General features: G+C 65.0%; 9 protein-coding genes. 7 read left to right on the forward strand and 2 right to left on the reverse strand.

What is annotated here, in order from left to right; all coding sequences use genetic code 11:
• Window positions 1–128: 128 nt before the first annotated feature.
• Both IVB31_RS31165 and IVB31_RS31170 read left to right on the forward strand, forming a co-directional pair.
• A complete protein-coding gene (locus IVB31_RS31165) occupies window positions 129–929 on the forward strand; it encodes a hypothetical protein (protein ID WP_247331787.1) in 801 nt (266 codons plus the stop codon).
• A gap of 239 nt (window positions 930–1,168) precedes the next feature.
• Window positions 1,169–2,845 carry a PAS domain-containing methyl-accepting chemotaxis protein gene (locus IVB31_RS31170; RefSeq protein WP_247331792.1) on the forward strand — a complete coding sequence of 559 codons (1,677 nt, stop codon included), beginning with the start codon at window positions 1,169–1,171 and terminating at the stop codon, window positions 2,843–2,845.
• 396 nt (window positions 2,846–3,241) lie between these two features.
• Here IVB31_RS31170 and IVB31_RS31175 read toward each other — a convergent pair whose 3' ends face one another.
• Together IVB31_RS31175 and mutS are read right to left on the reverse strand one after the other, a co-directional pair.
• Complete coding sequence (locus IVB31_RS31175; protein ID WP_247331797.1) at window positions 3,242–4,168, reverse strand: hypothetical protein; 927 nt, start codon at window positions 4,166–4,168, stop codon at window positions 3,242–3,244.
• 141 nt (window positions 4,169–4,309) lie between these two features.
• Entirely contained in the window at window positions 4,310–7,048 is a 2,739-nt protein-coding gene (gene mutS, locus IVB31_RS31180; protein WP_247331798.1) for a DNA mismatch repair protein MutS, read from the reverse strand.
• Window positions 7,049–7,264: 216 nt separating this feature from the next.
• Here mutS and pcaF point away from each other — a divergent pair, with 216 nt between their 5' ends.
• From pcaF to IVB31_RS31205, 5 genes are all read left to right on the forward strand, one after another.
• Entirely contained in the window at window positions 7,265–8,473 is a 1,209-nt protein-coding gene (gene pcaF, locus IVB31_RS31185; protein WP_247331799.1) for a 3-oxoadipyl-CoA thiolase, read from the forward strand.
• Window positions 8,474–8,590: 117 nt separating this feature from the next.
• The gene (locus tag IVB31_RS31190) at window positions 8,591–9,484 is read left to right on the forward strand and encodes a dioxygenase (protein WP_247331800.1); all 894 of its coding nucleotides are present in this window, start codon (window positions 8,591–8,593) and stop codon (window positions 9,482–9,484) included.
• A 95-nt stretch (window positions 9,485–9,579) separates the two neighbouring features.
• Window positions 9,580–10,281, forward strand: a complete 702-nt coding sequence (pcaH, locus tag IVB31_RS31195; protein WP_247331801.1) for a protocatechuate 3,4-dioxygenase subunit beta — start codon at window positions 9,580–9,582, stop codon at window positions 10,279–10,281.
• A 15-nt stretch (window positions 10,282–10,296) separates the two neighbouring features.
• On the forward strand, window positions 10,297–10,884 hold the full coding sequence (gene pcaG / locus IVB31_RS31200) for a protocatechuate 3,4-dioxygenase subunit alpha (protein WP_247331802.1): 588 nt from the start codon (window positions 10,297–10,299) through the stop codon (window positions 10,882–10,884).
• Between the two features lie 199 nt (window positions 10,885–11,083).
• A complete protein-coding gene (locus IVB31_RS31205) occupies window positions 11,084–12,775 on the forward strand; it encodes a HAMP domain-containing methyl-accepting chemotaxis protein (protein ID WP_247331803.1) in 1,692 nt (563 codons plus the stop codon).
• Window positions 12,776–12,802: the final 27 nt, after the last annotated feature.

A 12,802-nucleotide genomic window follows, 5' to 3' on the forward strand; every position in this document is an offset into this window, starting at 1 on the left:
GGTGAGGGGTGCGCTCCCAGTGGGACTTGAAGCCCTCACCCGATTGGCTGTGCAAATCGACCTCTCCCTCAAGGAGAGGTGAACGACCCCGCGGATAATTCGCCTCAACAAAAATCATCCCGCGCCAGATGTCCCCCGAGCTTCACTTCATCCTTCTCCTCGTTCTGCGCATGACGATCGCCGCGGCGTTCGTCGTGTCGGCGTCGTTCATTGCCGAGCGCACCGGCCCGGTGATCGGCGGGCTGGTGGCGACCCTGCCGATCTCGGCAGGCCCGTCCTACGTCTTCCTCGCGCTCGACCACGACGCCGCCTTCATCGCGCAAGGTGCTCTGTCGAGCCTTCCGATCAATGCTGCGACGATCTTCATGTGCCTCACCTATGTGATGCTGGCGCAGCGGCGCAGCCTGGTGGTGAGTTGTGGCAGCGCGTTCGCGGTCTGGATCGCCATTGCCTCGATCATCCGCATGTTTGACTGGAGCCTGACGGCCGGGCTCGCCGCCAATCTGATCGCGTTCGGCGTCTGCATTCCGCTCCTGGCAGGCTACCGCCATGTGAAGATGCCGCTGGTGACGCGCCGCTGGTACGACATCCCGATGCGGGCCTCGCTGGTTGCGACCCTCGTCGCCATCGTCGTCTCGACGTCGGGCTGGGTCGGCCCAAGGATCAGCGGCATCATCGCGCTGTATCCGGTCGTGTTCACCAGCATCATGGTGATCCTGCATCCGCGCATCGGCGGTCCGCCGACGGCCGCCGTGCTCGCCAACTCCGCCTGGGGCTTGCTCGGATTCGGAATGGCGATTGCCGTTATGCACGTCGCAGTGGTGGAATTTGGATCAGCGATTGGTCTTTTTCTTGCGCTTGCAACCTGCGTGATGTGGAATCTGACGCTTTGGTGGAATGGGCGCAGAAGTCGGCGCATTGAAGCGTAAGCATTTCACACCGATGTTTTACCGGGATCAGCCTTCTGCGGTGTGCGCGATTCCGATCCATTGTTAATTTAATCTTTGCGCCTTGACCCTAACCTTACTCGTCAGCCGTCGAGACGGCCGACGTTGAATGACGGGCTACAATTCCAGCAGGACACCCGCGTGAACGGCGGGGCGAAAATTTCAAGCGCGAGGGCGACGCCGCGCGTGCAAAAACGATTTCCCAACGAGGAGACATTTGGATGTTCGGTCGTAAGTCCCACACTGATGCACAGGCGCGGCTCGACGCCATCGGCTGTTCGCAAGCGATGATCGAATTCAAGCTTGACGGCACGATCATCACGGCCAACAAGAATTTTCTCGATGCCCTCGGCTATCGGCTGGACGAAATCCAGGGCAAGCATCACTCCATGTTCGTGCCCGCCGACCAGCGCGACAACGCCGAGTACAAGGCGTTCTGGGCCGCATTGAACCGGGGCGAGTATCAGGCGCGCGAGTTCAAGCGGATCGCGAAGGACGGCCACGAGGTCTGGATCGAAGCGTCCTACAATCCGGTGCTCGACGGCGACGGCAAGGCGGTGATGGTCGCCAAGATCGCGACCGAAATCACTGCGAAGAAGATCCGGAGCATGACCGACGCCTCCAAGATCGCCGCTATCGGCCGCGCCCAGGCCGTGATCGAGTTCAAGCTCGATGGCACCATCGTCACGGCTAACGAGAATTTCTGCAAGACGCTCGGCTATTCGCTTGCCGAGATCCAAGGCAAGCATCACAGCCTGTTCGTGGCCGAGGCTGACCGCAACGGCACGGCCTATCGCGAATTCTGGGCCGGGCTCAACCGCGGCGACTACCAGGCCGGCGAGTTCAAGCGGATCGGCAAGGGTGGCAGGGAGGTGTGGATTCTCGCTTCCTACAATCCGCTGCTCGACGACAACGGCAAGCCGTATGGCGTCGTCAAGTTCGCGACCGACGTCACCGCGACGAAGCTGAAGAACGCCGATCTCGCTGGCCAGATATCGGCGATCGACAAGGCGCAAGCCGTGATCGAGTTCAACATGGACGGCACGATCATCACCGCCAACCCCCACTTCCTCGGGGCGCTCGGCTATTCGCTGGCCGAGATCCAAGGCAAGCACCACAGCATGTTCGTCGATCCCAGCGAGCGCGACGGTGCCGCCTATCGCGAGTTCTGGGCGGCGCTCGGCCGCGGCCAGTACCAGGCGGCGGAATACAAGCGCATCGGCAAGGGCGGCAAGGAGGTCTACATCCAGGCCTCCTACAACCCGATCCTCGACCTCAACGGCAAGCCGTTCAAGGTCGTGAAATACGCCACCGACACCACCAAGCAGGTGCTGGTCCGCATGGGCAACGAGCGCGTCCGCGCCATGATGGAATCCGTCGCCGCGGGTTCGGAGGAGCTCAACGCCTCGGTGCGGGAGATCTCCGCGGCGATGACGAAGTCGCGCGAGACCGCGATGAGCGCGGTGGAGCAGGTGTCCGCCGCGGACGCGCAGGCCCAGCGCCTCACCGAGGCGGCTCAGGCAATGAGCGGCATCGTCGAGATGATCAACAGCATCACGGGCCAGATCAATCTGCTGGCGCTGAACGCCACGATCGAATCCGCCCGCGCCGGCGAAGCCGGCCGCGGCTTTGCCGTGGTTGCGTCCGAAGTGAAGAGCCTCGCCAACCAGGCCAAGCAGGCAACCGACAAGATCGGCCAGGAGATCGGCAGCCTCAACGGCATCTCCGGCGACGTCGTCAGCGCGCTCGGCTCGATCAAGCAGGCGATCAACAACGTCAGCGAATACGTGACGTCCACGGCCGCCGCCGTCGAGGAGCAGAGCACGGTCACGAGCGAGATGTCGACCAGCATGCAGCGCGCCGCCGCGGAGGCAGCGGCGATCGCGGCGAGGGCGTAGCCAAGCGCACAGGAATCGTAGGGTGGGCAAAGGCGCGCCCCTCGCGCGCCGTGCCCACTATCAATCGGCGGATTCGCCTTTGCATGGTGGCGCTCGCTTCCGCCTGCGCTCTTCGAGCTACAGCGGATAAGCCGCCTTGCCCACCTGCAGCACCTTCTTTCGGCGCAGAAGGCGTCGTAGCCCGCATGAGCGAAGCGATATGCGGGAGCGGTGGTCCCATGTCGCTTCGCTGATCCGGGCTACGGCACTATCGCTGCTTCGGCAGCTTGCCCTTCAGCGTCCAGCCCGGCATTGCGGCTCGCTTCATGGTTTGTCAGCCAGAGTATCCACCGATGGCAGGTGGCGCAGCAGGTAGGCGGCCCGCGAGCGGATGGCCGCGCTCTTGTCATTCGCCAGTCATGCAACGAAACTTTCCTGGTCCGGCAATTGACACTGTTTGGCAATCAAGGCGTCGGCGGCGATCTTTCGCACGATCGCTGATTTGTCGCGCGCCGCCTCTTTGACGAGGTCGGCAGCTTTCTCAACTCGCACGATCAATCTCGTTTCGAGCTTGGGGACTTGTCGCCGCTGGAAGTAGACCTTGTCGATCCACGTCCATTCGAAACCGACGACCCAGTCGGCTCGGCCGGAGATCAGACATCGGTATGCAAGAGCGAGTACTGACGGTTCTCGGGCTTGCCGTGCCAGTTCGATCAAATGCACATCGATAGCGGCAAATCGCATCGTGTGGCGGAGGCAAGCAGCCAGCGGTCCGGTCGTTCCGGCCCGCAACTGCGCAGCCAGTGCTTCCAGTACATCCTTACGCGCAAATACTTGGTCGAGGGTGTCCTGTTCGTGCGTCCAGCGGTGCCACGCAATCCGGCGGCCAAGAAGATACGGCGCAGCTACCGCGGCTACACGGGCATCGACGAGAGGCAATTCGCGTTCGGCGCAAAGCCGCGCGGCCTCTCGAACCTGAGGAACCCAATCGTTGAGCCGCCATGCCAGTGCGGCAAGAAAAAATGGCGAGGTCGGAGCAACGTTGATGGAGTGGAGCGCAGCCGCCCGAAGATATCCGCTGGGGTGAAACAGAAACAGCCAAGCAAGATTCGCATTCGCGGCAAGCCGTTCGTGGTCAGATGGAACGGGCTCAGAAATAGATTTTGGCCAGAACCACTCTCTGACCCGAAGGAAAGGGAGACGCGCCCAATGTGTGCGGAGAACTTCGCGCGGCCTCCTATCGAACTGCCACCAGCCGAGACCTGCACCGGCCGCAATTTCCCGGCTGGCCCGAACGACAAGCTGCGCCGGTAGGGCAGCGAGTTCGCTCAGGATGTCGTCCACTTCGTGGTTGGTCGCCGTCGGTCTCGCCAGAGAAGCAAGCTTGGCCGAAAGTATTGGCGAGAGCACTGGCAGTGAGGACGATGACATGTCCTCAGCATGGCAGCATTCTCTGGTTGATGAAGGGGTCCGTAGCCCGTTTCTCTACTGCTTCGGCAGCTTGGCCTTCAACGCATAGAGCGCATCGAGCGCTTCGCGCGGCGACATCTCATCCGGGTGCAGCGTCTTCACAGCTTCCATCAGCAGCTCGGCTTCGCTCGGCGGCGCGGCTTCCGCGGCGGCGCGCGACGGTACCGCGAACAGCGGCAGATCGTCGGCGAGCGCGCGCGCGGTCTGGCCGCGGTCCTGGGCTTCCAGCTTTGCCAGCACCGATTTCGCGCGCGTGATCACGGCCGGCGGCAGGCCGGCGAGCTTGGCGACCTGGATGCCGTAGGAGCGGTCGGCCGAGCCCGGCAGCACCTCGTGCAGGAACACGACATTGCCCTGCCACTCCTTCACGCGAACGGTGGCGTTGAACATGCGCGGCAGTTTTGCCGAGAGCGCGGTCAGCTCGTGATAATGCGTGGCGAACAGCGTGCGGCAGCGATTGCTCTCGTGCAGATGCTCGATCGCGGCCCAGGCGATCGAGAGACCGTCGAAGGTCGCCGTGCCGCGGCCGATCTCATCGAGGATCACCAGCGCGCGCTCGCCGGCCTGGTTGAGGATCGCAGCGGTCTCGACCATCTCCACCATGAAGGTGGAGCGACCGCGGGCGAGATCATCGGCGGCGCCGACGCGCGAGAACAGGCGATCGATGATGCCGATCCGTGCGCGCGAGGCCGGCACGAAACTGCCGATTTGGGCAAGCAAGGCAATGAGCGCATTCTGGCGCAGGAAGGTCGATTTGCCGGCCATGTTCGGACCGGTCAGCAGCCAGAGCTGGCCGGACTTTTGCGCAGGGCTCGGCGACAGATCGCAGGCATTGGCGATGAACGGCTCGCCATTGCGCTTGAGCGCCTGCTCGACCACGGGATGGCGGCCGGCCTCGATCGCGAAGCAGAGAGACGAGTCCACCTCGGGTCGCACATAGTTCTCGTCGATCGCCAGCTTGGCCAGCGACGTCGCGACGTCGAGCAGCGCGAAGCCGTGGGCGGCGGCACGCAGATCCTCACTGATATCGAGCGCTTTAGCGCAGAGCCGCTCGAAGATCTCGAGCTCGAGCCCGAGCGCGCGGTCGCCGGCATTGGCGATCTTGGCTTCGATCTCCCCGAGCTCGGAGGTGGTGAAGCGCACCTGGCCCGCCAGCGTCTGGCGATGGATGAAGGTCGCGTTCAGCGGCGCCGACATCAGCTTGTCGCCATGCTGCGCCGTGACCTCGACGAAATAGCCCAGCACGTTGTTGTGCCGGATCTTCAGGCCCTTGACGCCTGTGTTGTCGGCGTAGCGCGCCTGCATCGAGGCCACCACGAGACGCGAGGCGTCGCGCAGGTTGCGCGTTTCGTCCAGCGTGGGCTCGTAGCCCTGGCGGACGAAGCCGCCGTCGCGCTTGATCAGCGGCAGCTGCTCGTCGAGTGCGCTGGCAAATTCGGATGCGAGCTCGCGCGACGGGCGCTGCAGGGCCGCCATGACCGCGGCGATCTCCTGCGGCGGCTGATCGAGCTCGCCAAGCCGTGCCAGCACCTGGTCGGCGGCGATGATGCCATCGCGCAGGCCGGCGAGGTCGCGCGGCCCGCCGCGGCCGACCGAGAGACGGGCCAGCGCCCGCGACATGTCGGGCGCGCCGCGCAAAATGCTGCGGATGTCTTCGCGCGCAGCGGAGTCCGCCACGAAGACGCCGACTGCATCGAGCCGGCGCGCAATTGCAGGCGCGTCGGTCAACGGTGCGGCGAGCCGCTGTGCCAGCAGGCGCGAACCGGCCGAGGTCACCGTGCAGTCGATCGCATCGAGCAGCGAGCCCCGGCGTTCGCCCGCCAGCGTGCGCGTCAATTCGAGATTGGCGCGGGTGGCCGGATCGATCGCCATGGTCGCGCCCGATGCCTCGCGCGCGGGCGGCGACAGCGGCGGATGCTTGCCGACCTGGGTGCGGTCGACATAGGTGACGGCCGCGGCTGCGGCGGTGGCTTCGAGACGAGAAAGCTGCGCCAGTCCGTCCATGGTCGCGACGGCGAAATAATCGCACAGGCGCTTCTCGGCAGTGGCGCCGTCGAAGACGTCGCGGGTCAGCGGCGTCACCGCCGGCAGCTCGCGCAAGATCTGCCCGAGTTCGCTGTCGTTGTAGAGCGCGTCGGCGACGATGACCTCGTTCGGATTGATGCGCGCCAGCGTTGCGGCGAGTTCTCCGCCCGAACATTCCGTCACCATGAATTCGGCGGTCGAGATGTCGATCCAGGCGAGGCCGAAGCGGTCGCCGCCCGCCGATGAGCGCGCGCGCGCGAGCGCCATCAGATAATTGTTGGCGCGCGCATCGAGCAGATTGTCCTCGGTCAGCGTGCCCGGCGTGACCAGGCGCACCACGCCGCGACGCACGACGCTCTTGTTGCCGCGCGCTTTCGCCGCGGCGGGATCTTCGGTCTGCTCGCATACGGCGACCCGGTGGCCGGCGATGATCAGACGATGCAAATAATCCTCGGAGCGCTCCACCGGCACGCCGCACATCGGGATATCGGCACCCTGATGCTTGCCGCGCTTGGTCAGCACGATGCCGAGCGTTTTCGAGGCGATCTCGGCGTCCTCGAAGAACAGCTCGTAGAAATCACCCATCCGGTAGAACAGCAGCAGGCCCTGATGCGCCGCCTTGATTTCGAGATACTGTTCCATCATCGGCGTGACGCGCGCGGCGGCTTCAGCCTGCGGCGCGAGCGTGTCGTCGGGGGGCGGTACGGGTATCGGCTGTTGCATGGTCATGGGCGGCGCAACCTACAAAATTTCGGCACCTGCTCCTATCGCTTTGGCCGGGGAGGAGAGGTTTTCCACGTTGTCCGCACCGCGGCATGCGCCACTGGCGTGCGCCCCCCTCGGAACGCGCGTGTATCAGTCAATTGACCTGCCGCGGGCGCCCTCCTAAAACTCCGCCGTCATTGAAGAATTCTGGCCGAACCGGGGCATTCAGGGAGAACAACGATGCGTGACGTCTTTATCTGCGATGCCGTGCGGACCCCGATCGGCCGTTTCGGCGGCTCGCTCGCCAAGGTGCGTGCCGACGACCTCGCCGCAGCCCCGATCAAGGCGCTGATGGCCAAGCATCCCAATCTCGACTGGGCACAGGTGGACGAGGTCTTCTTCGGCTGCGCCAACCAGGCCGGCGAGGACAACCGCAACGTCGCGCGCATGGCTCTGCTGCTTGCGGGTCTCCCGGACTCGGTTCCCGGCCAGACCCTGAACCGGCTCTGTGCCTCCGGCCTCGACGCGGTAGGTGCGGGCGGCCGTGCCATCCGCTCCGGCGAGATCGAGCTGGCCATTGCCGGCGGCGTCGAATCCATGACCCGGGCGCCCTTCGTGATGGGCAAGGCGCAGGAGGCCTTCTCGCGCTCCGCCGAAATCTTCGACACCACCATCGGCTGGCGTTTCATCAATCCGCTGCTCAAGGCGCAGTATGGCGTCGATGCGATGCCGGAAACCGGCGAGAACGTCGCCGAGGAATTCCAGGTCTCGCGCGCCGATCAGGACGCCTTCGCGATCCGCTCGCAGCAGCGCGCTGGCGCGGCGATCGCGGCCGGTTATTTCGCGGAAGAGATCATTCCGATCACCATTCCCGGTGGCAAGGCAGGCCCTGTTACGGTCGACAAGGACGAGCATCCGCGCCCCGAGACCACGCTCGAAGCCCTGGCAAAACTGAAGCCGATCGTGCGCAATCCTGGCACGGTCACCGCCGGCAATGCTTCCGGCGTCAATGACGGCGCCGCCGCGATGATCCTGGCGTCCGAGGCTGCCGTGAAGAAACACGGCCTGACGCCGCGCGCGCGCATTCTCGGCCTCGCCTCGGCCGGCGTGCCGCCGCGCATCATGGGCATTGGACCTGTGCCCGCGACCCGCAAGCTGATGGAGCGGTTGGGTAAGAAGATCGGCGATTTCGACCTGATCGAGCTCAATGAAGCCTTCGCCTCGCAGGGGATCGCCTGCATGCGCCAGCTCGGCGTCGCCGATGAGGCCGATTTCGTCAATCCGCATGGCGGCGCGATCGCGCTTGGTCATCCCCTCGGCATGAGCGGCGCGCGTCTCGTGCTCACCGCCGTGCACGGCATGGAAAAGCGTGGCGGCAAGCTCGCGCTCGCCACCATGTGCGTCGGTGTCGGCCAGGGCGTCGCGGTCGCGATCGAGAAACTGAACTAACGGGACGCGTCGCGTCTCGTCATCCCGGGGCAGCCCGCGAGGGCTGAACCCGGGATCTCGAGATTCCGGGTCTGGTTCTTCGGACCATCCCGGAATGACAGAGAAAGGGATCGTTCCATGGTCATCGCGCGTGAGCAGGACGTCACGGCCGCCGCGCTGGCGGTGATGGAGCGGACATCCGATCCGCGGTTGCGCCAGATCATGGTCTCCCTGGTCAAGCATCTGCACGGCTTTGTCCGCGACGTTCGCCTGACCGAGAAGGAATTCCGCGACGCCACGGCTGTTATCGCCGAGCTCGGCAAGCTCTCGACCGACACGCATAATGAGGTCGTGCTGATGGCGGGCTCGCTCGGCGTCTCGCCGCTGGTGTGCCTGCTGAACAATGGCGATCAGGGCAACACGGAAACCGACCAATCGCTGCTCGGACCGTTCTGGCGGTTGAACGCGCCGCGGGTGGAGAATGGCGGATCGATCGTCCGCTCCGAGACGCCGGGCGCGCCGCTGTTCGTCAACGGCCGTGTCGTGGACAAGGACGGCCATCCCGTCCCCGGCGCCGAGGTCGACGTCTGGCACGCGTCGCCCGTTGGTCTCTATGAAAACCAGGACCCCGAGCAGGCCGACATGAACCTGCGCGGCAAGTTTACGACCGACCTGGACGGGGGCTTCTCTTTCCGCTCCGTGATGATGGTCGGCTATCCCATTCCGACCGATGGCGTGGTCGGCCGTCTCCTGGAGGCGCAGAGCAGGCATCCGTATCGTCCCGCGCACCTGCACGCCCTGGTCTTCAAGCCCGGATTCAAGGTGCTGATCTCGCAGGTTTACGACCCCGCTGATCCGCATATCGACAGCGACGTGCAGTTCGGCGTGACGAAGGCGCTCATCGGCAAGTTCCTGCGTCATGACGCGCCACATCCGACCGAACGCGACGTCGCGACGCCTTGGTATTCGCTCGATCATGTCTACCGGCTCGAAGCCGGGGAAGCCGTATTGCCGCGTCCGCCGATCAAATAGGGGCCCAAACCCGCTTCCCCAAATTAGTTATGTCCTATAATGATTGGCGGAAGCGTTGACCGGCCGGACGACAAGGACCGGGGAGGAGTTCGCCAATGACATTGATCTATCCCGTCGACAGCAATCAGGCGCATCCGCTGCCGCTGTCGCCCGAATACAAGAGCTCGATCAAGCGCGCGCCGAACAAGCCGTTGATCCCGATGCGCCATACGCTGTCGGAGCTGACCGGCCCGGTCTACGGCCACGAGACCGTGCGCGAGGGCGATAGCGACCTGACCACCCAGCACACCGGCGAGCCGCTCGGCGAGCGCATCATCGTGCACGGCCATGTCCGTGACGAGGACGGTCGCGGCGTGCCGAACTCGCTGGTCGAGATCTGGCAGGCCAATTCCTGTGGCCGCTACGTTCACGTCCGCGACCAGCATCCGGCTCCGCTCGATCCGAATTTTACGGGCGCCGGCCGCACTGTGAGCGATGCCTCCGGTTACTACCGCTTCGTCACCATCAAGCCCGGCGCGTATCCCTGGGGCAACCACCACAATGCGTGGCGGCCGGCCCATATCCATCTCTCGGTGTTCGGTTATTCCTTCGTCACGCGGCTGGTGACGCAGATGTATTTCCCGAATGATCCGCTGTTCCCGTTCGATCCGATCTTCAATTCGGTGCCGGACGAGAAGGCGCGGGCGCGGATGGTCTCCTCATTCGATCTCGAGAACACCCAGCCCGAATGGGCGCTGTGCTACCGCTTTGACATCGTGCTGCGCGGCAAGAACGCCACGCCAACGGAGAACCATTAAGTGCAGGGAAGCGAGATGGACAATGGGATCACACCATCGCAGACCGTCGGCCCATTCTTCAAATATGGCCTGACGCCGACCGGCGACTACGCGTGGAACGATGCGTTCACGAACTCGACGCTGACCCCGGACGTCACCGGCGATCGCGTCCGCATCGAGGGCCGCGTGTTCGACGGCGACGGGGTCGTTGTGCCCGATGTCATGCTGGAGATCTGGCAGGCCGATGCGCAGGGTCGCTTTGCCGATCCGCAGGACAAGCGCGCGCTGCCGAATGCCAGCTTCCGCGGCTTCGCCCGCTGCGGCACCGACAAGGACGGCCATTATTCCTTCGACACCATCAAGCCGGGCGCCGCGCCCGATCCCGACGGCAGGCCGCAGGCACCGCACATCCTGCTTGCGGTGTTCGGCCGCGGCATGCTGCGGCATCTCTATACCCGCATCTATTTCAGCGACGAGGCCGGCAATGCCGCCGATCCGGTGCTGACGCTGGTGCCGGCCGACCGCCGCGCCACGCTGACGGCCGTGCGCGAAGCCGGCAAGGCGGTCTATCGCCTCGACCTGCGGCTCCAGGGCGACGACGAGACGGTGTTCTTCGACGTTTAACTCCAGCGGCGTCCCGGACCTGCGCCTGAGCCTGTCAGGGACGATGGAGCGTCGGGCGTCCCGCCGGAAGCGGCTCCTCGTAGACCATTCCCGTAGTTTCCCGGGGCCTTTGCGACGCAATTTCTGCGCGAAGAAAGTCCGTGTTTACCGTAGTCCCTTAGGGTCCGCTGGATTAGGCGCGGCCCCATCGGATTGTTCCATGAAAATTCGTCTGTCGCTTTCCTCCGCGATCATTGCTTTCGGCATCGTTCTGGCCATCGGTTTCACGGCCGTGGTCTCCACCAGCCTCTACGCGGTGCGCGAGCTCAAGGTCGGTGGCCCGCTCTATTCCGACATCAAGCTCGGTAATGACCTCATCGCGGATATTCTGCCGCCGCCGGAATACGTGATCGAGGCCTATCTCGAGGCCACCCTCGCTATGCGCGAGCCGGACCAACTGGGAGCGCACGGCGACCGCCTGGTCCAGCTCCGCAAGGATTACGACGAGCGCAAAGCCTTCTGGGTCACCTCCAGCCTCTCGGCCGACCTGAAGACCGCCCTGGTGTCGAAATCCGACGCCGAGGTGCAGAAGTTCTGGAAGCTGTTGTCCGACCAGCTCCTGCCAGCCCTCAAGGCCAAGGACATTGCTGCTTCCGAGCGCGCTTACGCGCAGCTCAAGGATGCCTACACCGCGCATCGCGCCGTCATCGACAGCATCGTCGAGAGCGCCAACAAGCAGAATGCCGACATGGAGAAGCTGGCCGCGGACCGCGACAGCTCCATGCTTTATATCCTCCTGGGCGTTTCCGCCGCCGTCCTCGCCTTCATTGCCGCGGGCCTGCTCGGCGTCGCCCTTGGCGTGGTGCGCCCGATCGTGCGCATGACGGGCACCATGCAGAAGCTTGCGACCGGCGATCTCGCCGCCGACATCCCCTTCGCACACCGTCAGGACGAGGTGGGGTCGATGGCGGGCGCCCTGCTGGTGTTCAAGCAGGCGGCGGTCGACAATTCCCGGCTGCGCGAAGAACAGCTGCAGCAGGAGCAGGAGGCGGCGCTCGCCAAGCGTGGGGCCCTGCACCAGATGGCCGAGACCGTCGAGCGGGAGACCGGCCGCTCGGTCGACAGCGCGAGCGCGGCGACACAAGGCGTGGAGCGCGCCGCCTCCAGCCTGTCCGAGATCGCAAGGTCGCTCTCCGCGCAGTCGCAGGCGGTCGCCGCGGCCTCCAGCCAGGCGCTCGGCAGCTCGCAGACCGTCTCGGCCGCGGCCGAGGAATTGAGTGCTTCGATCCGCGAGATCACCACCCAGGTCGCGCGGACCAGCACGGTCACCAAATCGGCGGTCGCAGGTCGTGAACAGGCACGCTCGACCATCCAGGCGCTGGCCGGATCGGTGAAGAAGATCGCCGAGGTCTCCGACCTCATCGGCGGCATCGCCGGCCAGACCAATCTGCTGGCGCTCAACGCCACGATCGAGGCCGCGCGGGCCGGCGAGGCCGGCCGCGGCTTCGCGGTGGTCGCCGCCGAAGTGAAATCCCTGTCCGATCAGACCGCCAAATCCACTGAGGAGATCGGGCGACTGATTGCCGAGATCCAGGCCTCGACGCAGGCTGCGGTCGATGCCGTCGAAACCATGGGAAGCCACATCGTCGAGATCGACGGCGTTGCCACCTCGGTTGCCGCCGCGATGGAAGAGCAGGACGCCGCGACGCGCGAGATCACGCGCTCGATTTCCGAATCGGCTTCCGCGGCAAAGGAGGTCTCGGCGAAGATCGGCGATGTCAGCCGCGACGCCGCCTCCGTCAACGAGCGCGCCGCGGAGGTCAGGCAGGCGATCGCCGGCATGGCGGCCAATCTCGAACAGTTGCGGTCGGTTGTGGTCCGGACCGTGCGGGACTCGACCGCCGCGGCTTGAGCCCGGCATCCGGCCGTCTGCTGGTGC

This window comes from Bradyrhizobium sp. 21 (assembly GCF_023073335.1).
Classification (GTDB): domain Bacteria; phylum Pseudomonadota; class Alphaproteobacteria; order Rhizobiales; family Xanthobacteraceae; genus Bradyrhizobium.

Bases quoted from the DNA above. Each gene is read 5' to 3' on its own strand.
- pcaH (WP_247331801.1), top strand. From the start codon at position 9,580: ATGACATTGATCTATCCCGTCGACAGCAATCAGGCGCATCCGCTGCCG.
- mutS (WP_247331798.1), bottom strand. From the start codon at position 7,048: ATGACCATGCAACAGCCGATACCCGTACCGCCCCCCGACGACACGCTC.
- IVB31_RS31190 (WP_247331800.1), top strand. From the start codon at position 8,591: ATGGTCATCGCGCGTGAGCAGGACGTCACGGCCGCCGCGCTGGCGGTG.
- IVB31_RS31205 (WP_247331803.1), top strand. From the start codon at position 11,084: ATGAAAATTCGTCTGTCGCTTTCCTCCGCGATCATTGCTTTCGGCATC.
- pcaF (WP_247331799.1), top strand. From the start codon at position 7,265: ATGCGTGACGTCTTTATCTGCGATGCCGTGCGGACCCCGATCGGCCGT.
- pcaG (WP_247331802.1), top strand. From the start codon at position 10,297: ATGGACAATGGGATCACACCATCGCAGACCGTCGGCCCATTCTTCAAA.
- IVB31_RS31170 (WP_247331792.1), top strand. From the start codon at position 1,169: ATGTTCGGTCGTAAGTCCCACACTGATGCACAGGCGCGGCTCGACGCC.
- IVB31_RS31165 (WP_247331787.1), top strand. From the start codon at position 129: ATGTCCCCCGAGCTTCACTTCATCCTTCTCCTCGTTCTGCGCATGACG.